Source organism: Dyella amyloliquefaciens, assembly GCF_004296575.1.
Taxonomy (GTDB): Bacteria; Pseudomonadota; Gammaproteobacteria; order Xanthomonadales; family Rhodanobacteraceae; genus Dyella; species Dyella amyloliquefaciens.
This window is the reverse complement of sequence record NZ_SAYT01000002.1, coordinates 229,531-250,086: the sequence shown is the minus strand read 5'-3', so window position 1 is coordinate 250,086 and position 20,556 is coordinate 229,531. Positions and strand designations below refer to the sequence as shown.

The 20,556-nt window shown below is 63.1% G+C and carries 15 protein-coding genes and 1 tRNA gene; 12 read left to right on the top strand and 4 right to left on the bottom strand.

Features of this window, described 5'->3' with window-relative positions:
• The 11 genes from EPB08_RS05665 to EPB08_RS05615 all read left to right on the top strand — a co-directional run bounded on the left by EPB08_RS05665 (position 1) and on the right by EPB08_RS05615 (position 12,038).
• The gene (locus EPB08_RS05665; RefSeq protein ID WP_130618109.1) at positions 1-312 is read left to right on the top strand and encodes a DUF3240 family protein; all 312 of its coding nucleotides are present in this window, start codon (positions 1-3) and stop codon (positions 310-312) included.
• Positions 309-1,604 (top strand): TolC family protein, encoded by a 1,296-nt coding sequence (locus EPB08_RS05660; protein ID WP_130618108.1) that lies wholly within the window; start codon positions 309-311, stop codon positions 1,602-1,604. The genes EPB08_RS05665 and EPB08_RS05660 overlap by 4 nt, the downstream gene beginning before the upstream one ends.
• 77 nt (positions 1,605-1,681) lie before the next feature.
• Positions 1,682-4,393: a DUF2339 domain-containing protein gene (locus EPB08_RS05655; protein ID WP_130618107.1), complete on the top strand. Its 2,712-nt coding sequence runs from the start codon at positions 1,682-1,684 to the stop codon at positions 4,391-4,393.
• A complete protein-coding gene (locus EPB08_RS05650) occupies positions 4,383-5,747 on the top strand; it encodes a DUF3999 family protein (RefSeq protein WP_130618106.1) in 1,365 nt (454 codons plus the stop codon). The genes EPB08_RS05655 and EPB08_RS05650 overlap by 11 nt, the downstream gene beginning before the upstream one ends.
• A gap of 71 nt (positions 5,748-5,818) precedes the next feature.
• Positions 5,819-7,165, top strand: a complete 1,347-nt coding sequence (locus EPB08_RS05645) for a replication-associated recombination protein A (RefSeq protein WP_425598240.1) — start codon at positions 5,819-5,821, stop codon at positions 7,163-7,165.
• A 25-nt stretch (positions 7,166-7,190) separates the two neighbouring features.
• Positions 7,191-7,820 (top strand): 2-hydroxychromene-2-carboxylate isomerase, encoded by a 630-nt coding sequence (locus EPB08_RS05640; RefSeq protein WP_130618104.1) that lies wholly within the window; start codon positions 7,191-7,193, stop codon positions 7,818-7,820.
• Between the two features lie 77 nt (positions 7,821-7,897).
• Complete coding sequence (locus EPB08_RS05635; RefSeq protein ID WP_130618103.1) at positions 7,898-8,473, top strand: hypothetical protein; 576 nt, start codon at positions 7,898-7,900, stop codon at positions 8,471-8,473.
• 864 nt (positions 8,474-9,337) lie between these two features.
• The gene (locus EPB08_RS05630) at positions 9,338-9,982 is read left to right on the top strand and encodes a dihydrofolate reductase family protein (protein ID WP_130618102.1); all 645 of its coding nucleotides are present in this window, start codon (positions 9,338-9,340) and stop codon (positions 9,980-9,982) included.
• Between the two features lie 162 nt (positions 9,983-10,144).
• On the top strand, positions 10,145-11,425 hold the full coding sequence (gene serS / locus EPB08_RS05625) for a serine--tRNA ligase (RefSeq protein ID WP_130618101.1): 1,281 nt from the start codon (positions 10,145-10,147) through the stop codon (positions 11,423-11,425).
• A 10-nt stretch (positions 11,426-11,435) separates the two neighbouring features.
• A complete protein-coding gene (locus tag EPB08_RS05620) occupies positions 11,436-11,795 on the top strand; it encodes an LrgA (protein ID WP_130618100.1) in 360 nt (119 codons plus the stop codon).
• 153 nt (positions 11,796-11,948) lie between these two features.
• Positions 11,949-12,038, top strand: a tRNA-Ser gene (locus EPB08_RS05615).
• Between the two features lie 505 nt (positions 12,039-12,543).
• Here EPB08_RS05615 and EPB08_RS05610 read toward each other — a convergent pair.
• On the bottom strand, positions 12,544-16,353 hold the full coding sequence (locus EPB08_RS05610; RefSeq protein WP_130618099.1) for an SIR2 family protein: 3,810 nt from the start codon (positions 16,351-16,353) through the stop codon (positions 12,544-12,546).
• Between the two features lie 991 nt (positions 16,354-17,344).
• Here EPB08_RS05610 and EPB08_RS05605 point away from each other — a divergent pair.
• Positions 17,345-17,647, top strand: a complete 303-nt coding sequence (locus tag EPB08_RS05605; protein WP_130618098.1) for a HigA family addiction module antitoxin — start codon at positions 17,345-17,347, stop codon at positions 17,645-17,647.
• A gap of 266 nt (positions 17,648-17,913) precedes the next feature.
• Here EPB08_RS05605 and EPB08_RS05600 read toward each other — a convergent pair whose 3' ends face one another.
• The 3 genes from EPB08_RS05600 to EPB08_RS05590 form a co-directional block, all read right to left on the bottom strand.
• Complete coding sequence (locus EPB08_RS05600) at positions 17,914-18,906, bottom strand: SOS response-associated peptidase family protein (RefSeq protein ID WP_130618097.1); 993 nt, start codon at positions 18,904-18,906, stop codon at positions 17,914-17,916.
• Positions 18,907-18,916: 10 nt separating this feature from the next.
• Positions 18,917-19,126, bottom strand: a complete 210-nt coding sequence (locus tag EPB08_RS05595) for a hypothetical protein (RefSeq protein ID WP_130618096.1) — start codon at positions 19,124-19,126, stop codon at positions 18,917-18,919.
• A 348-nt stretch (positions 19,127-19,474) separates the two neighbouring features.
• On the bottom strand, positions 19,475-20,410 hold the full coding sequence (locus EPB08_RS05590; protein ID WP_130618095.1) for a hypothetical protein: 936 nt from the start codon (positions 20,408-20,410) through the stop codon (positions 19,475-19,477).
• Positions 20,411-20,556 lie beyond the last annotated feature (146 nt).

Here is a 20,556-nt window from a genome sequence, read left to right as displayed (position 1 = left end):
ATGTCGAACGAACTGAAACGATTGACCCTGGTGGCGTCGCGAGCACTGGAAGAGGACCTCGTGGCGACGCTGCTGGAAATGAAGCCGGCCTTGCCGGGCTTCACCACGGCGCACGTCGCCGGCCATGGCGAGGGCTTCGCGCGGTCGCGGGTGGTTGAGTGCGTGCAGGGGCGCATCGATCGCGTGCTGCTGTGGCTGGTGCTGCCCGAGTCCTCGGTGGATCGGGTACTGGCGCACCTGTGCGAGGCGTTGCCGCAAAGCGAGGTGGTGTGGTGGATCGAGCCGGTGGAAAAGATGGGGCGTCTGGCATGAAGCGATGGTTGGGATGGTTGCTGCTCGCGGGTTGTGCGGCGGCAAACGCGGGCGACGCGGATGATCCGATGCTGCCGCCGTCGGAGCTGGTGCTGCGCGCCATCAGCAGCACGCCTGAGGTACGTCGCGCCGAAGCGGGCGTGTCCACGGCCGATGCCCTGGCGCGCATGCGTGCGTCCGGCAGCTACGAAGGGCAGGTGACGGTGATTCCCCAGCGTCGCCGCGTCGAAGGCGATCGCGACTACAACGAGTGGGAGCTGGACGTGACGCGCCCGATCCGTCTGCCGGGCAAGGCGCGGCTCGATCGTGAAATCGGGGCCAGGGGGCTGCAGGCCGCACAGCTGTCACTCGAAGATGCCCATCACGCCGCCGCCCGGCGCCTGCTTGCCGCATGGTCGGACTGGCAGCGGGCGAGGGTGGCGCGCGAGCAATGGCAGCAACTGGTCGACATTGCCCGGCGCGACCGGGATGCAGTGGCCCGTCGTGTCGCTCTGGGTGATGCCGCCGAGCGTGAGCGCCTCGCCACCGAGTCGGCGCTGGCGCAATCGCAAGCGTCGTTGTTGCGCGCACGATCGGCCCAGGCCCAGGCGGAGCTGGCCTGGCGCAGCGTATTTCCCTCCTTGCCATTACCCGAGCGTGAGGCTGCCAACGCCTATGCGCCACCCGCGCTCACCGGGAGCGATGAGGCGTGGGTGAGGCTGATCATGGTGCGCAGCCATGAGGTGGGGGCGAGTGAAGCCCTTGCGCGCCAGAAAGACGCCGAGGCGCGCCGCGCACGCGCCGACCGCGTGCCGGATCCCACCGTAGGCATCCGCATGCTCAATGACCTTGGCGGACGCGAGCGCGCCTATGGCGTAGTGCTTGGCATTCCGTTGGGCGGCAGTTATCGCAGCGCGGAAGCCGCCAGGGCGAGTGCCGACGCACTCGCGGCGGAAGCGGATCTGGCTGGGGTAAGGCGTGACATCGAGCAGGGTGCGCGTACGGTGGTCGCGTCGGCGCGCGCAGGTCATGCCATCTGGCAGAGTCAGCGCGACGCCTTGCAGGCTGCGAGTGCCAGTGCTGCCAAGGTGGCGCGTGCCTACGCCCTTGGCGAGGCCGGCATCGCGGAGCTGCTGGCTGTCCGGCGCACCGAGCAGGAAGCGATGCTTGCCGAGCGCCAGTCCGCCATCGATGCACTGGAAGCGCTTGCGCGCGTGCAGGTGGATGCCCATGCGATCTGGCATCGCCACGATGCCGACGATGACCGACCCTCCGCTTCCGGCCTGTCGGCATTGCCTGACATCGAGGGTTGATCGACCTCCCGGCTATCGCTGCACCCCGCATGGCACACTGCCCCATGACAACCCGGGCGGGTAGGGACAGATAGGTCATGATGCTTCTATGGATGGTTATTGGCACGGTGCTGGGGGCCCTCGTTACGGAGGGCAGCGTCTCCGGCTTCGTGTTCGGGGCAGCGCTCGGCCTGCTATGGGGTCGGCAGGGGCAGTTGTCGCGTGAGCTGAAGGAGGTCCGCACGCGGCTGGCTGCCTTGTCGACGGTTGCTCCTGCGCACGGCAAGGACGCCGACGAGCGCCCATGGACGACCGCGGCCGAAGTGCGCGACGCGATGCGCGAGTCCGAACCGCCGGCCATCCCGTCACCGGCGCCACCCGTGCCGCCGCGCAGTGAGCGGCCCGTTCCTGTAGCCCGTACGGCAGCCACGCCACCGAGGCCCGCGCCGGTAGCGCCAAACCAGCCATCCGGGCTGGATCGCCTGCTTCAGCGCGTTTGGCGGTGGTTCACCGAAGGCAACGTGCCGGTGAAGATCGGCATGCTCGTGCTGTTTGCGGGCGTGGCGGCCCTGCTGAAGTACGCCTCGGATGCCGGCCTGTTGCACACGCCGCCGGCGCTGCGCGTTTCCCTGATCGCCCTCGCGGCCATCGCGGGCCTGGCCTTCGGCTGGCGCCGGCGTCGTGAGCAGCGCGTGTTCGCCTTGTCCGTGCAGGGCGGCGCGATTGGCGTGCTGATCATGACGGTGTTCGCCGCGTTCCGCCTGTATGACCTGATGCCGGCAGGTCCGGCCTTTGCCCTGTTGATCGTGCTGGTGGCTGGCATCGGAGTGCTGGCCGTGATGCAGGACGCGCTGGCCCTGGCGGTGCTCGGGCTGCTTGCCGGTTTTGCTGCGCCCATCCTGGTGTCGACCGGGCAGGGCAGCCACATCGCGCTCTTCAGCTACTACGCAGTGCTGAACTTCGCCATTCTCGGCATCGCGTGGAAGCGCTCGTGGCGCGTGCTGAACCTGCTGGGCTTCATCGCTACGTTCGCCATCGGTTCCGCGTGGGGCGTGTTGCGCTACGAGCCTGCGCTGTTCGGCAGTACCGAGCCGTTCCTGGCGCTCAATTTCCTGTTTTACCTCGTGATTCCCGGGCTGCACGTGCTGCGCGCGCCGGTGGATCGCAAGCTGGTGATCGACGGCTGCCTGATGTTCGGCAACCCGCTGGTCAGCTTGTTGCTGCAGGGCGCGTTGCTTCGCTGGGACGGCACCGGGCTCGCCATCTCGACGCTGGTGACGGCGACCACCTACGTGGCAATCGCCTATGTCGTGCGCCGACACCCCGCGATGCGCCTGCTGCGCGACACCTGGGCCGTGCTTGCGGTGGCCTTCGCCACGCTGGCGGTGCCACTGGCGTTGCGTGCCGACGTCACCGGTAGCATCTTCGCGCTGGAAGGCGCGGGACTGATCTGGCTGGGGCTGCGCCAGCAGCGCCGCCTGGCATGCTGGGGTGGTCTCGCACTGCAGGTATTCGCGGCTGGCGCGTTGTTGCTGGATCGCTACCACCACGGCAGTGGCGACTGGATGCCGCTGCTCAATCGCGCCTTCATCAGCGCCTTGCTGCTGGTTGCGGCGGGGTTCGCCAGCAGTCGTGTCTACGCACGCCTGGGTGGCGATGGTGCGACACCCCGCCTGTTGGCGGTGGCGCTCTATGCATGGGGGCTGATCTGGTGGCTTGGTGCGTGCGGGCAGGAGATCGATCGCTTCGTGCCCGTCACCTGGCAGTTCGCGGCGTGGCTTGGCTGGCTGGCGTTGACGGCATGGGGTGCTGCGGAAGCTGCGCGACGCAAGCCGCCGCACGAGCTTGGCATCGTGCTTTCCTGGAGCCCGTTCGCGTGGATGCTGGTGATGGTGCCGCTGTTGTTCGGCGCCGGCTTCGTGGCGCAGCAGCCGTTGCACCGCTGGAACCTGCTTGCCGTCGCCGCCGCCGCCGTGCTCGGCTGGCGCAGCCTGGTCTGCCTGCGTGACTTCGGCTTGCCCGCGGCCCTGGCACATCTGGCATGGCTGTGGCGCTGGGTGCTGATCGCCGCTGTCGCCATCTACGTTTCGCTGGATCGCACGCGCTGGCTGTCCGACAACTGGGTGATGCTGCTGAGCGTCGCACCGCTGCTGCTTGCCTTTGCCTGCACGCAGTGGCATCCGCGTCTGCTGGCGCTGCCGCAGATCGAGCGTATGCCGCTATGGCTGCCGCCGTTGCGCTACTCGCTACTGGTGGTGCTGGGCCTGCTCGGACTGATGGCGCTGCTCCAGGGCGGCAATGCGTCGCCGTTGCGCTTCATTCCGTTGTTCAACCCGGTGGAGCTGCTGATGCTGCTTATCGCCGGCAGTTATGCGGTCTGGCTGACCGATCCCGCATTGCCGTCGATGTGGAAGCCATGTCGAGGTCCGGTGCTCGGCGGCATCGTGCTGGTGCTGGCGACCGACTTCACCCTGCGCGCCGTGCATCAGCTGGCCGGCGTTCCCTGGGACGATGCCTTGGCCAGTTCGAGCCTCGCGCAGATGTCGCTCACCGTTGTTTGGAGCGTGCTCGGCCTGTTTGCGTGGGTGTGGGGTTCGCGGCACGGGCAACGCCTCGCATGGCTGGCCGGCGCGGTCATCCTGGGTGTGGTGCTGGTGAAGCTGGTCGTGGTCGACCGACGCCATCTGGGGAACCTGTTTGGCATCGCCTCGTTCATCGCGTTCGGCCTGCTGTGCAGCGTTATCGGATATCTGGCGCCGGCGCCGCCGCGCCGCTCGTCGTCTATGGAGGAAACCAGGCATGCGTCTTGATGTTCGCTGGGTGGCACTGACCCTGTGCCTGCCACTGGCCGTGGCCCATGCCGGCACGGATACCGATTACGCCTATGCATTTCCGCTCGACACGAAGGAAACGGCCGAGGCCTATCGGGTCGTGCTCAGCCCCGAGGTGTATGCCTCGGTCAATCCGTCCGCCGGTTTGCGTGACCTGGTGGTGGTGAATGCGCTGAACCGTCCGGTGCCGTTCGGCGAACTGCCGTTGCCGTCGCCGCTCAGGCATGACTTCTTGCTCGATGCGCGGTTGCTCCCGGTGCCCGTCAATGCCGCCACGCACGATGGCGTGCAGATCGAACGCAGCACCACTGGCGGCATCGTCATCAGTCAGCCGCCGAATGTGCCGTCGCCGCAGCGCCCGCGTCAGTGGCTGGTGGATGCAGGGCGCGCAGTCAGTCTTGATCACATCGTGTTCGATGCGTCCACGCTGCAGCAGGATTTCCAGGTGCGCCTGGCGGTCGATGTCAGCGACGATCTGCGCGAGTGGACTGCGCTGTCCGGCGATGTCGGCGCCACGCGTGTTCATGGCGAGAGCGATCAGGTCGAGCAACTGTCACTGCCATTGAGCGGTTCCGTGGCGGGTCGCTACTACCGCATCCGACTGGTCGACGGCGATGTGGACTGGAGTGACGACCATGTACCCTCCGTCCAGCTCATGGGCAGCTATGCCGATGCCGTCGCCGATCGCCTGTCCCAGCTGCAATGGCTGCAGGCCGCGAACACCGGCAGCAACGGCAACGATTACGACTACACGCTGCCCGCGTCGCTGCCGCTGGAAGCGGTGAAGGTCCTGTTGCCTGCGCCGAACACCGTTGCCCGTGTGCACGTGCAGTTGCCGCAAGACGAGGGTACGTCGTCGTGGTTCGATCTCGCCACGCTCGATCTGGTGCGCGCTGCCGGCAAGGTGGGTGAGGCGGATGCGCAATTCGCGCCACGCCGGGTGCAGCACCTGCGCCTGCACAGCGAAACACCGCTGGCCGATGCGCCGGTGCTGGCGATTGGCTGGCTGCCGCCGCAGTACTTCTTCATGGCCGAAGGTGCAGGTCCGTATCGGCTGCTGGCAGGCAGCTATGCCTCGCGCCGAGGCGAATATCCGGTGGCCGAAGCCTGGGACCGGCTGCGCGCCAGGTACGGCGAGTCGTGGACGCCGCCCGCAGCAACGCTTGGCGCTCGTGTGGACGACATGGGCGCCGAAGCGCTGAGCGCGCCCAAGGTGCCCTACGACTGGACTCGTCCCTTGCTGTGGGGCGTGCTGGTGGTCGGTGCGCTCGCAGTCGCAGGCATGGCGCTGAGCCTGCTGCGCCAGGCGAAGCGGGACGAGGCGGGCTCCTGAGCGGGCGCTGATCACCGTCTCATGGCCGACGCGGACGCCATTCGGCGTCCGCGTCGCGCCGATGCCCTATCATGCGGGGCATGTCACGCAGCGATATGTACGACGCGCCGGGCCTGTTTGCCGAGCCCGACGATCTCAAGCCCCTGGCCGAACGCATGCGGCCGCGCACTCTCGATGAAATCGTGGGCCAGCAGCGCGTGCTGGCGCCGGGCAAGGCGTTGCGCCGTGCGCTGGAAGCGGGGCGCGTGCATTCCATGATCCTGTGGGGCCCTCCCGGCTGCGGCAAGACCACGCTGGCCCTGCTGGTGGCGCGCTACGCCGACGCCGATTTCCGCGCGATCTCGGCCGTACTCTCCGGCTTGCCCGAAGTGCGCAAGGCGCTGGCCGAGGCCGAGGCGAACTTCGCGCAGGGGCGGCGCACCGTGCTGTTCGTGGACGAGGTGCACCGCTTCAACAAGGCCCAGCAGGATGCCTTCCTGCCGCACATCGAGCGCGGCGTGATCATCTTCGTGGGCGCCACCACCGAAAACCCCTCGTTCGAACTCAACTCCGCGTTGCTCTCGCGCTGCCGTGTGCACGTGCTGGAAGCGGTGACGCCGGACGACATCGTGATGGCGCTGCGGCGTGCGCTGGAAGACAGCGAGCGCGGCCTCGGCACAATGCAACTCGAAGTTGCCGATGACTCGCTGCGCCTGATCGCGCAGGCCGCCGATGGCGATGTGCGCCGTGGCCTGACCCTGCTGGAAATCGCCTCGGAACTCGCCGAAGACCACCGCATCGACGAAGCCACGCTGACCCAGGTACTGGCCGATCGCACGCGCCGCTTCGACAAGGGCGGCGAGCAGTTCTACGACCAGATCTCGGCGCTGCACAAATCGGTGCGCTCCTCCGATCCCGATGCGGCGGTGTACTGGCTGACCCGCATGCTCGATGGTGGCGTCGATCCGCTGTACCTCGCGCGCCGCATGACGCGCATGGCGGTGGAAGACGTGGGTCTCGCCGAGCCGCGCGCATGGCGCATGGCGCTGGACGCGTGGGACACCTACGAGCGGCTCGGCAGCCCCGAAGGCGAACTGGGACTCGCGCAGCTGGCGATCTGGCTCGCCATCGCGCCCAAGAGCAATGCCGCCTACATGGCCTACAACCAGGCGCGCGCCGTGGTGCGCGAAACCGGCACGCTCGAAGTGCCGATGCACCTGCGCAATGCGCCGACCAAGCTGATGAAGGGCTTGGGTTACGGCAAGGGCTATCAGTACGACCACGACGCCGCAGGCGGCATCGCGCTGGACCAGCAATGCCTGCCCGATGCGCTCGCTGGCACGGTGTTCTACGAGCCGGTCGAGCGCGGCCTGGAACTGAAGCTGCGCGAGAAACTGCTCAGCCTGCGCGAAGCCCGCGAGCAGGCCCGCAAGAAGTAAGCCCCGTTGTTCTCGAGGATTCGCCATGTCGATCGTCTGGTACTACGACTTCATTTCGCCGTTCGCCTGGCTGCAGTGGCCCAAGATCAAGGCGTTGGCCGCGGAGCATCCGATCACGTTGCGGCCGATCCTGCTCGCCGGCATCCTTGACCTGTGTGGCCAGAAGGGCCCCGCCGAGATTCCGGCCAAGCGCGAGTTCACCTATCGCTACACGCTGTGGCGCGCTCGCCAGGCCGGCGTAACGCTGAACTTTCCGCCGTCGCACCCGTTCAACCCGCTGGCCGCATTGCGGCTGTGCATTGCGGCCGGCAGCAGCGGTGCCGCCACCGAAGCCATCTTTGACTGGATATGGGGGCATGGCCGGGCAGGCGACAGCATCGAGGCGCTGGCGCCGGTTGCTGCTGCGCTGGGTATCGACGACCCCGTCGCGGCCATTGCCGATCCGGCGGTGAAAGCCCAGCTGCGCGAGAACTTCGATGCCGCCGTGGCGGAGGGCGTGTTCGGCGTGCCGACGCTGTCGATCGATGGTCGCCTGTTCTGGGGCGATGACGCGCATGAGTTCGCACTGGCCTGCCTGCGCGATCCGTCGTTGTGGAACGAGCCGGAGATGCAGCGGGTCGCAGCGCTGCCCATCGGTGCGGCGCGCCAGGCCTGACCCGGGGCGCAGACTTGCAGCGGCCGTCGCGGCGGACATAGATTGAACTGACCAACAGTCACGCGGGGAGCACCGTCATGCGGGTACTCGTAGCAGCCCTGATGGGTGGGATTGTGATGTTCCTGTGGGGCGCCATTGCACACATGGCGCTGGGCCTGGGTAACGTGGGCATGCGGCAGCCGGTCAGCGAGGACACGGTGCTGGCCGCGCTGCAGCCGGGCCTGGGCAATCGTCCCGGTGTCTACATCCTGCCTTCCGTCGACCCGGACAAGATGCGTGACAAGGCCACGATGGACGCCTACTCGGCCAAGTCCAAGGTGTCGCCGTATGCCTTCATGGTGTATTTGCCACAGGGCGAGGACCTGTCCGACATGAGCGCCCAGTTACCGCGCCAATGGGCTTCGGACACGCTGTCGGCGCTGGCGCTGGCCTTCGTGATGGGGCTGGCGACCTTCAGCTTCGTGACCCGGCTGAGCATTGCGCTGGCGGCGTCGGTGTTCGCGTGGCTCAGCACCATGGTGCCGTACTGGAACTGGTACCGCTTCCCCACCAATTTCACCGTCGCTGCGCTGATCGAGCAGGTGATCGGCTGGCTGCTGGCGGGTGCGGTCATGGCCTGGTGGCTGGGGCGCAATCACCGCCGAACTGGCTGAGCGGTGCTTCAGGTTCTCATGCCCGTCCTTCTTGCCGAGACTGGATGGGCCTGGCCGGGTGCTCCCTTGTAGGAGCGCACCCAGTGCGCGATTGCCTTACGCCTCAGTTCTCCCTATCCGTCATTCCTGCGGAGGCAGGACAAGCGCGAAGCGCGCAGAACGCCCGTAGGGCGGCCCCGAAGGGGCGAGCGCAGCGAGTCATCCAGCGACTTGGCTCTTGGCCTTCGGCCGCGACGTCTCCGCCAGCTTGCCCGCCTGCCGCGGGCTTCCGAGCCGCTGCCGCGGCCCGGGTCACTTTCTCTTGCTTGCCCAAGAGAAAGGAACCAAAGAGAAGGGCACCCCGCGTGGCGCTGGCCGGGCTGCGCCCAGCCAGTCCGTGAGGGGCGGCCGGGCTTTTCGACCGGGCTCCTGCCCGGACGAAAAGTGCCCGACATCCCTGTCGGGCACCCCTGCGGGGCCTGATCGACCACCCCTCACCGCCACACAGGGGCCACGTGAAGGCTCGTGCCGCTGCGCGGCACATTGCGATGCGGAGATTCAGGCCTCTGTCCTGATGGTGGCCTCTGTTCTGGCAATGACCTCCGCTCTTTTGTAGGAGCGCACCCAGTGCGCGATCGCCTTTCGCCTCAGTCGCCATCGCAGGTAGCCACCTCTCCCTTGTGGGAGCGCACCCTGTGCGCGACAGCCTCTCGCCCCGGTCCCCATCATCATTCCCGCGGCCCCGCGTTCGTGAGGCAAGCAAGGCACCCAACCAGGCCCGCCTCCTGCCTGCGCTAGCCAGCAAAAATTTCCCCGCTCCATGTCGAAACCCCCTCTACCCAAACGTCGCCATAGAGAAGGCCCCACAACCAAGGAAATCCGCAAATGCGCCAGCTCATCCTGAAGATGTCCATATCGCTCGACGGCTTCGTGGCCGGCCCGAACGGTGAGATCGATTGGCTGTTCCGCAGCAGCGATGAAGGCAGTCGCCGCTGGGTGGAAGAGACGCTTTGGCAGGCGGGGCTGCATGCGATGGGCAGCCGGACGTATTTCGACATGGCGCGCTTCTGGCCAACGGCAAACCACCCCATGGCCGCGCCCATGAACGAGATTCCCAAGGCCGTCTTCACGCGGCAGAAAGCCCTGGATCTCCATGCAGGCCACACCACGGCCGCCCTGCGCGACGCCCAGGCGCAGGAAGGGGCGGCTGAAGTGCCGGCCCACTTGGAAAGCCTGAGAAGCTGGGCCGAGGCCGAAGTGGCCCATGGCGACCTGGTGGCCGAGGTCAATAGGCTCAAACAGCAGCCGGGCAATTTCATCCTGGCCCATGGCGGCGCCAATTTCGCGCAAAGCCTGGCGGCGGCGGGCCTCATCGATGAATACCGGCTCGTCATACACCCGGTCGTACTGGGCAAGGGCTTGCCGCTCTTCAGTCAGGTGGCCAAGCCGATGGACCTGGAGCTTTGTTCGGCGACGCTCTTTCGCTCCGGCATTGCCGCGCACGTCTACCGGCCCGCCAGCCAGCCCTAGTCCCATCCGGCGGCAGGGCTGCACGTCGACCGAGAATCCGCTCGCAGGCGGGTAGTGACGGGCGTCGAACGGGCCATCCCGGCCCGTTTCGGCCCCGACATTGCGACCCTCGCCGCCCGGCAGCGATAATCCCCGGTTCCGATGCCCTGATTTGGACCCATCATGCTGGACCCCGCACTGCTGCGTTCGCGCTTGGCCGAGACTGCCGAGCGCCTCAAGGAAACCCGTGGCTACGAGCTCGACGTGTCCGCCATCGAGTCGCTGGAAACCCAGCGCAAGCAGCTGGCCACCGAGACCCAGGAGCTGCAGAACCTGCGCAACACGCGGTCCAAGGCGATCGGCCAGGCCAAGGCCAAGGGTGAAGACGTCGCTCCGCTGATGGCCGAAGTCGCCGGCATCGGCGACAAGCTCAAGAGCAACGAGGCCGCGCTTGCCGACGTGCAGGCCAAGCTCGCCGACATCTCGCTGGGCATTCCCAACATCCCGCACGAGTCCGTGCCGCTGGGCAAGGACGAAACCGAGAACGCCGAACAGCTGCGCTGGGGCACCCCGCGCGCGTTCGACTTCGAGGTGAAGGATCACGTCGACCTCGGCGCTCGCCACGGCTGGCTCGATGCCGACGCCGGTGCCAAGCTTTCCGGCGCACGCTTCACCGTGCTGCGCGGCCAGCTCGCGCACCTGCATCGCGCGCTCGCGCAGTTCATGCTCAACCTGCACACAGGCGAGCATGCCTACCTCGAATGCAACGTGCCGCTGATCGTCAACGGCGAAACCATGCAGGGCACCGGCCAGCTGCCGAAGTTCGAGGAAGACCTGTTCTCCACCCAGGTGGGCGACAGCAAGCGCTACCTGATCCCCACCGCCGAAGTGGCGCTGACCAACCTGGTCGCCGACACCATCATCGAAGCCGACGCGCTGCCGATGCGCCTCACCGCGCACTCCATGTGCTTCCGCGCCGAGGCCGGCAGCTACGGCCGCGACACGCGCGGGATGATCCGCCAGCACCAGTTCGAAAAGGTCGAGATGGTGCAGATCGCCACGGCCGAGCAGTCGCATGCCCAGCTCGAGGAAATGGTCGGCCACGCGGAGAAGGTGCTGCAACTGCTGCACCTGCCGTACCGCAAGGTGATGCTGTGCACTGGCGACATGGGCTTCGCCGCCATCAAGACCTACGACCTCGAAGTGTGGCTGCCCAGCCAGAACACCTATCGCGAGATCTCCTCGTGCTCCAACTGCGGCGACTTCCAGTCCCGCCGCATGCAGGCCCGCTGGCGCAACCCCGCCACCGGCAAGCCGGAGCTGGTGTACACCCTCAACGGTTCCGGCCTCGCCGTGGGCCGCACCCTGGTCGCCGTGATGGAGAACTACCAGAACGCCGACGGCTCGATCACCGTGCCCGAAGTGCTGCGCCCGTACATGCGCAACCTCGAGCAGATCGCCTGAGCCCGACGCCATGAGTAGCCAACGCTGGGACAAGGTGGAACTCGCAGCCAGCTACACGCTGCTGACCATCCTGGCCACCGAACTGCTGACCCGCCTCGGACTGGTCAGCATGTTCGAGATCCCCACGGTGGACCTGGTGCTGAGCATCATCGCCACCGTGCTGGTACTCGGCGCCTTCTGGTTCGCCCGCCATAGCCGCAAGCTGCGCTTCGCCGTAATCGCCTTCGCCTCAGCTACCCAGCTGGTGCCGATGGTCATCCGTCAGCCGGTGCTGCTGCTGCCTCTGATCGGCGCCGCCGTTCCGGTCGGCATCATGCTGTGGGCGATGTTCGCGTTGTCGAAAAAGGGGCAGGGCAGAGCCCATTCCTGATAGGATGGCGACCCGCGATGGCGAGCCTGGGCGACCCTTGCTCGTCATTCCCGCGAAAGCGGGACAAGCGAAGAGCAGAACGCCCGGAGGGCGGCCCCGTAGGGGCGAGCGCAGCGAGTCATCCAGTGCCTTGCACTGGACACAACCAAGCCCGGAGAGATGGCCGAGCGGTTTAAGGCAGCAGTCTTGAAAACTGCCGTAGGTGTAAGCCTACCGTGGGTTCGAATCCCACTCTCTCCGCCAGATACGCAAACGCCCCCAACTGGGGGCGTTTGCGTATCTGATGGACAGACGGGGATGAGAACCCATTGGTTCGACAAATTTGTCTGGAACAAATTTGGACAGCCGCAGGCTGGCCCTGGAGTGCGCAGCGCGGAAGGGTTGGGTGCATGGATGCACCCAACAATCCCGCTCTCTCCGCCAGAAACGAAATCGCCCCCGCTTGGGGGCGTTTTCGTTTCTGACTGAGCGACTGGGTGAGAACCCACCGGTTCGACAAATTTGTCTGGAACTTGTTGGACGGCCGAAGGCCGGCCCCGCAGCGCAAAGCGCGGAGGGGTTGGGTGCATGGATGCACCCAACAATCCCACGGCCGTGACGTGCGTCCCCGCTGAGGCAGCCGGCACTGGCTACCGAACATTCTCAAAAGGACTCTGCTTCTCTTGTTCGGAGAACGGTCAGAGGCAGTCGTTGAGTGTCCGAGAATCCGAGAGCAAATTACTGGGTAGTCAGTTATGAGAACAGAAATCTAGCTTCGTTCAACAAGATCGATAAGACGCAAATAGCGTGGATCTGATATCAGATCAGGTTCGGCTTCCGCAATCAGTGCTAGCACCTTGGGTAACTCATACGGCGAATGGGTGAGGGCTCGAGGGGTGGCTCTGTTCATCAAGTCTAGCGTTGCTTCAGGGAACCGGGTGGTAATCGGCCCTTCTCCGCTGAATTCTTTGGTGAACCGGTAGAACGGATGGTCATTTGCCTCCACGGGCACCAAGAACTTCTTCACTGCTTCATACACAATTGGGAACCGATCTCCGGTGTCACCAAGTAGACCGATCCACGCCCGCACCGATGCTGAGGTTCGGTATCGGCGCTCTCTCGGCCAGTCTTTGTTGATTAAGGGGGCGACGTGTTTGGCCCAGCCGCTCTCGTTTTTCTGTCCAACTTGGCTCAACCAGGAAATGAATCGGTTCCGAGTATCATCGGACATGGCGCGGAAGACTGAGCGCATTTCGCTTCGTGAAAGACCAGTCGGCTCATCCGGGTGAGACATCCGCATGAGGCCTAGCCATTGGGCGGCTACCGTTGAGAGGTCGCGATTCCAGGAGAATTCTTCGACCCAAGGAAAGAGGTCGATCAGCAGCGGTTTTATTATCTCTGCCAACGGCGACCAAGGTATTCGCCCGCTATGAAGAAACCCGTTCCACGCGGGCTCCGAAGCCGAATGCTCGAACGCTAACATCGGAATAAGACGCTCTTTTGTCCAGGCGGGATCAACAAACATAAGCCAGTTCAGCTTTGCGCACGCTATCGACACAGCATGATCTGAGCTCTCACCCGATGCGGAGAAGAGGCGCTCGACGCGAGACTTGATGTGATCTGGAATCAGTGAGAGCGCCTCTTGTTTCTCTCCAGGCACTGCATGGAATAAGGCTTCAGCACACATGCCAATGGGGCCATTGATTGCATGATCGAACGTGCGCCGGGACCGTTGAATGACTTTTCCGCCTTGGTGGATTTCGCCCAAGCCGCTCTTTGATGCATCTACTCCACCGCTCAGGATGCCATCGACGATGTGATCGTAGACTGCCCAGCCGAGGTCGCCATCAAACTCGAGGGCAGCGACTAAATTCTGTTGGAGCCATCGGCCCAGCGTATGGCGTAGTTCCACAATGGCCGCATATGGAAGGCGTGCTACGCGATTCAGGAATACTCGCCTCAGCCTAGGACTGATGTCTGCGGGAAGGTTGTTGATCATGGACGACCAGAATGCCTCTGGATAGTCGCCAGCCTTTCCTGCAATCGTTAGCGCAGACAGCGCCTTTCGTGGGTTGGCTTTTACCAGGCCAGTGAACGGTCGCTTCTCGGTTAAGGTTCCAACGTCAAGCTTCAGATCTTCCTTTGCTCTGGAAACTATCTCGTTTGCAGGAAGGTTCAGGACTGCATCTGGTCTTTCGTCCGTGCCGACCCAGCCCGTATGGGAGCCTCCTTCGATCACTGTTGAGGTCGCCCAAGTGTCACTCCATCCCTGAATGCCGCTGATCGACTCGGCAAGTTGCTCACTGTGGCCCGCCGTCAGTTCACAACCTTGTAGTTCGAGATATCGAGCGTACTTGGCGGCGAAATAAACCCGCAATTCTTGGAATTCCTCGCTAGACCAGTGGGAAAGCTGATCGGGGCCCGTCAAGATTCGGTCGGCGATCCGATTCCGGTTCTCCTCGGAGAACTCTCTCCATCGATCCACCAAGAGAAAAAGGAGCTCTCGGCCCACGGCGACGTCCCAGAATGCCTCTTGATCTAAGGACAAGACTTCCTTGGCAACTTGGTCGGCCTCGAAGGCATCTGCTTTGTTGAACGCATAAAGCTTGGCCTTTCGGAAGAAGAACCGGTCCGTTGCAGGCCAGGTCGTTGCATGCGCATTTGCCAGTTCTGGCCGCGTAACAGCCATTCGGTCAATGAGTTGGACGAACCAAGCCATCGCCTCCGCGGCTTTGGTGACGTGCTCCCTCCCATTAACCTCACGGTTTGGATAGCAGGTTGGTGCATGGAAGTAGACGGGCTCGATGTCCCGCAATAGCCCCGAAGCGACGGTTAGCTGTTCTTCCAGGATGCCGAATACCTGTGGCAAAACATTGTCAGGAACGTCGACTTCTTCGTTGTGCCGTTCAAGGATGATGACATCGCACTGGCCCAGGTCGCTGAGATCAGTTTCTTCCCATGTTGCCAACGGCGGCCTGGACTGCTTGAAGCCAGACGGCGGCTTGATTTCCAATCGCGGTGTCGCGATTCTCTGAAAAGCTCTTAGTACACTCGAAGTCCAACCTTCCGCATTGACCCGCGTCTTCAAATCGAACCACTCGCCATCCCACTGACGATTACGAGGATCTCGATGGTGTTCGAGGATGAGATTCCAGATATGACGAGCACGCTCACTGAGCGTTTTCGACTGCGCTACTTGCCACTCCAGTTGCTTCAGGAGTCGCGGATGAAGCCCATTTTGTCGAACCGCCCACCAAGCAAGCACGGGACTATCAATGGACTTGCTTACCCAGTTGATGAGGTGGCCAAGCCTAACCGGTACTGCTTCAAAACCTTCGGACTGGCGCCCGCTCAGTCGATGAAATTCATGCGGATTGTCGTCTCCTTCACGCCAAACTAAGAGATTGTCATTGGTGACTCCCTGCTTGCGATCTTCCTCGGAGATATCGCCTCGATCGTCATCCAAACCGTAGACGGCTCCAGGGTCGAAGGCTTCTGCGTTGTCGCCGTAGCCTCGAGTCTGTTTCACTGACCGAACGTTCGCATCCATCACGCATACCCATTCCGGATGAGGTGATGGATCGGCCTCTGAGAACAACCTCGCCCCTTGTGCTGTGCGCAGAACATGGGCAAGTTGGCCGCGTTCGTGAGCGGTCAGACCCTTTGGGTCTCGCCGGCTTTTGGCGATTACAGATGCACGCCACTTGCGCGGATCGTCGGCCCGATCTGCCCACGCTTCCATGGTTTTCCACAGGTCTGGATGATCGGAATAGGCTATAGCTGTGACGCCTCGGTCACGCCACTTGGCTTCGATTTCCTCGGGAAGTCCACGATCGAATGCATAAAGTCTAGATCGGTCAAACTGGCCATCGTGATTGAGGCCTTGAAGAAGATATTTGACTGGCGGGTCTTCCGCCTGGTAGCCGACTAAAACGACGGTATATCGTTCTAGGAGATGCCGAATGAAGTTGGTCGCCCATCCTTCTGACAGGTAGGCACGTCCGAAGTCTGCGCTGCTCAGTACGTAAGGATGAGTTTCGGCGGTTGCGTCTACCAGTCGCCCATGTAGATACGTGATCCCCTCGATCTTTGATCCGAAGTTCAGGTCGGGAAGAGCTGGAGCTACATGCTGAATCAGGTGCTCCGCTTTCTGGCCTACCTCAAACAACCGATCGAAGTTTGTCGTGACGATTTGCGGTACGCCGCTCTGGTTCGAAGAAATCCGCTTAATTAGTTCGTGCTCGCGTCCAAAATCTCTCATTTTCAGGGAGGAGCTCAGCCGCTCCGTGACAAGGGAGTTAACTTCATCCTTGCCATATTCAAGGTGAAGGAGGTTGAAGATCTGGTCGAGCGGAACATTCGTTGCAGATTGACCATCCAGCCATGGCCGAAAAGCGATCATAATTTCCGAATCGGCTGGTGGGTCAAAGGAGTTGATGACGTACTGAGTGAGGCCGACAAAGGTCGGCATTCCAGATGGCAATGAAACCCCAGCGCCGCACAGAAACACGACGCGTCCAGCATCACAGCGTTCCAGAAGGATATCCGGTATAGAGGGGCCGTCGGGATGGAATCTCATGAGCTCAACTTGTCAATGATGTTCGCGAATTCTACTGTGGGATTGGCGGGTCTTCGCCTATTGTGGTGCCTTGCAAATCCGGATGTCCTTCAACGCATCTTCCATCTGGATCGCTTTAGCGGGCTTCGAATCGCGCTGTTCGACTATGTGCCTATGGCGGAAGGGCTAACAGTAGACGCAAGCATGGCTCGACTGTGAACATGAAGGTTACAGGCCCAGCCTTTATCGCCAAGCTTGATGTGCCGGCATCCTTCTTTGAGTGGTCGTGTCAGAATATGAGGGCGTATCGACCTTATTGGCTGGATTACTACTATCCAAGCTTGAAGTCGTTACAGACACATCGCGAAAGGCAACGTGGAGTGATGTGCGAGCCCGGTCCGAAGCGGACGCTTTGGCGAGAGTTCATGGCTCAATAGGTCATTGAGTGCCGACATACGTATCGGCACTAAGCTAGGTCGTAACGTAGTGATCCCCGACAGGCTATGCCAGTGTCGTTTGCTACTTTCGACAAGCCACTTCGACGTCGATAGAAACGCATCGCTGGTGGCCTCGACACCAATGTCGTGAAGCGCGGGCCGCATGAGCGGCAACCCATACGACCCGCTGACCATCACCAACTGGAACGGAGTTGATCATGGCTGCACGCGATCATACGGGACGCATTCGTCCGTCCATCCCCCTCGATGGCATCCTCACTTCCTGTTCTGTCGCCCCACATGCGGCGGGTAGCGCAGTTCACGGCTGCACGTGTCAGCTTTCGCCGACAGCAATCATTGGCTACGGATATATCCCACGCCCCGCGCTGCGGCGCTTGATACGAAGTCCTAAGTGAGCATTTCCCGCATCCGTTGATCGCTTCCGCGGCTCTTTGGCTTGTCAGTTGCCGCACGGCCCCTCAGCGATCACTTACATCGTCCCCGGCATACGCCGACACGGAAGCCTGTAGGGCTTGATCCGTCGTTGAGCCGTGCCTGACAAGAAAGGAAGCCTCATGAGCCTGATTCATATCGATCCGCTGATGGACTTTGACCCATCCATGCTCTTGCGCAGCCCAGGCGAGGTGCTGCTGCTCGACTACATGCTTCCGGCAACGCTGAATCACCAGCAGCTCGCCCGTCGCACAGGTATCCGGGCACCACATCTCAGGGAGTTCATCACCGACGCCCGCCCCATGACGCCCCGGCAAGCCATGCGGCTCGCCCTCGTGCTGGACACATCTGCGCTCTATTGGCTGGTGCTGCAGGCCCGTTACGACCTGGCCCGCGAAGCTCAAAGGCCCTCAGTCGATCGTTAGGTGTCAGCGCCTTGCAACCGCCGCGTGCAGACAGGGAGGCGATCAGGGCTGCCTGGTTGCTCAAACAGATATAGGCGAGGAGTGTTTTTTCTGCACGGCGGCGGCCTGCTGACCTTGATGGATAAGATCACGACCCTTTTTCGTCATAGGGTACAAGTGAGTGGGCCGGACCTTGTCGCTAATGGGTGCTACGCAATGCGCGCTTTAGCGAGTGATTGGCATGGTTCCAAGCCAGCTACTGCAAGGCCGCAACTCGTCCACGGCGGCTATTCCTCTTCGCCCGGCTTCTTCACCAGCTCATGCTGGTAGTACGTATCGAGCGGGTCATCGAGGATCGCGTACGACGACGACAGGTTGTGCGGGTCGGGCTCAAGCCATGTGTCGATGTTTTCGGGCTTCAAGGCAATGATGCAGCGGTCGTGGCCTGCCTGCTGCACTTCGGGCGGCGGGTCGCGTGTGATGGCCGCGAAGCCATGGAAGCCTGGTCGGTCGCCCTCCGGTTCGACGTACCGCCACAGGCACGCCAGGATCATGTCCTGATGCGGTTCCAGCGTGAACGCAATCTCCACTGTCTGCTCGCGCTCTCCCGGTGCCAGTTGCCGATGCTGGTTGTTGTGGAGGCTGACGCTTTCGTAGAAGCGGCTCGCGACCACGACGCCGTGCTGGTAGCCGAACAATCCCTTCCAGACGGTTCGCAGGCTGTCCTTGCGCGCGTTGTAGCAGCCTGGCTTCGCTTTTTCATCGGCTTCGGTCCACCCGATCGGTCGCGCGCGATATCTCATGGGCACGATCAGGCGTTCTCCGGTCGCCGGGTCACGGATCAGGACAGGCGCGTAGTGCCCGGGCCAGATGCGGCCGTAGCCTTCGCCCTTGGCAAGCGTCGCGAGTTCTTCCAGCTTCGCTCGCGCAGCATCAATCTTGGTCTTTGCGATGCGCTGGTCGTTGGCCGCTTTTTTCGTGGGCTTGGCGGACGCCAACACGGCCTCAGCTTTGACCAAGCGCTCCGTCTGTTCGGCCAGTTCCTTCTCCAGTACGAGAGACACGCTGCGGTATGCCTCGATTACCGCGTTCTTGACCTCCTGCTCGCCTTCGTTGCGAGGGAGCATGAAGGCGTCGGCCATGGCCTTCGGCATGACCTTCATGAGGTCGCCGTTCTTCTTGCGCTCCCAGAAGACCTGCACGAACGACTTGAAGTCGAGCTTGCCGCCGTAGCGTTCGTACTTGCGGTAGTCGGCGTAGACCTGGGCGGAGTAGCACACGGCACGCTCCCTATGGGGCAGGCGCCCCATGGAAGGTCAGCATACTCTCGAGCTTATCGGCGACCCACTCGTGCTCTTGCCCGGCTTCTTCCAGGAGCGAATCCGCCTCGCCGGCGAAGGCTGGCCAGAAGTCCGCCGGGTCCGGGTACTCGTCGAGCAACCTCGGGAGGTGGCCCTCGATGAGGTTCAGGGCTTTCTGCAGATGGGCGCGAGGGGTCATGGTGGGCACCCTATAGGCGCCGCATCTCAAATATGGAGACGGCACCGGCCCAGTAAATCGGTGATCTGCGGAGCGGAGACGGGCGCGACAAAGCCGCCATCCTCATGCCCAGTCGCCATGGCGCGATGCGCGGTCGACTCGCAGCGCCTCTGGCGTCTTCCCAATCTAGTCATTGAATGCCCGAAAGGACGAACTCGGATACTCGGTGCCGCGGAGGAGGTCGATCTGGCTGGCCGAAAGTTTTATCTGCGTCAGGTAATGCGTCGCCAGGTCTTTCCGGGGTTTATTGATGACGCTTCGAAAGTTGTCGCCTCCTTCTTTCAGGCGGCGTTGCCGGTTGCTCCATCTTTACAGTGCGCCCCCGCGACAAACGACCGGCGTGTCTTGGAGCAAGGCCTGGTGATCAAATGACCGGTGGAAGAGCGCGAGGGCGTCCTTGTTGCCGCGTGCAATCTGTTCCTGGGTAAGTGGCGGGCCTTGCATGAGGCGGGGCGCCAGGTAAATGGCCTGAATCAACCCGTTCAGCTGGTTGGCATAGGTGCTATCTGCTCCCAGCTGAAGAAGGCGATTCATGACGTACTGCGTATAGATGTCATTTTTGGTGACGAGTTCAAGCGGATTGTACTGGTCGCCGTGGCCGCCACGTGCGAGAAGGGCAACGATGCGCCAGTCGCCTCGCGAAAGACCATGGGCAATGTAGTTGGGCGCATCGCGTAGATAGTCGTCGATGTCCTGCTGAGAATAGGTCAGGTCAACGCCCTCACTTTGATAGAGCGACTGGACGTAGCAGGCCTGTGCGTCGGTGTCGCCCTGTGCTGCTGCTGCCTTGGTTGCCTCGTAGAAGAATTTGGCAGTGGCCGTTTCCTTGGGGCACGCTTCGGCCGCCTCGCTCAGTTTGTCGGTCCGCGCTCGGTTCATTTCGATGCTGTTTGCGCACGCCGCGCGCCGGCCCTCCGTTTCAGGAGTTTGGGGCAGGGTTAGACACGCATTGATGATCGACTTTGCGGCAAAGGCATTGTTCCGCAGGAAGTAGCAATCGCGGCTCGCTTCGAATGTCGCCTTGATGGCCTGTGCATCCGCGCGAGGACTGGCAGGGTCTGGGTCTGGCGGCGTGGCGCGCAGTTCAGCCTTGTCCCCCTTGGATCGGGCGGTAGGCGTCTGGCTTGTGGGTGCCGCGATGTTTGGCGTGCCTGGCGTCCGGGGCGATGACCTCCAAAACATCCAGGCCGCAGTGGCGACGATCAGGCTTCCAGCGCATGTCACGGCGAGGCGAGTTCCATTCATGCGGGAAACTTATCAGCACCCAGGCGCTGAGAGAATGCGTGCCCGGGCGAGGTGCTGCGGCGATGAAAGGTGGCGCACCAGACTGTGAGATGCCCACTTTCGCGACCAGGCCGAGGCTACGGCGCGTGGCTGAAGCACTCCCGCAG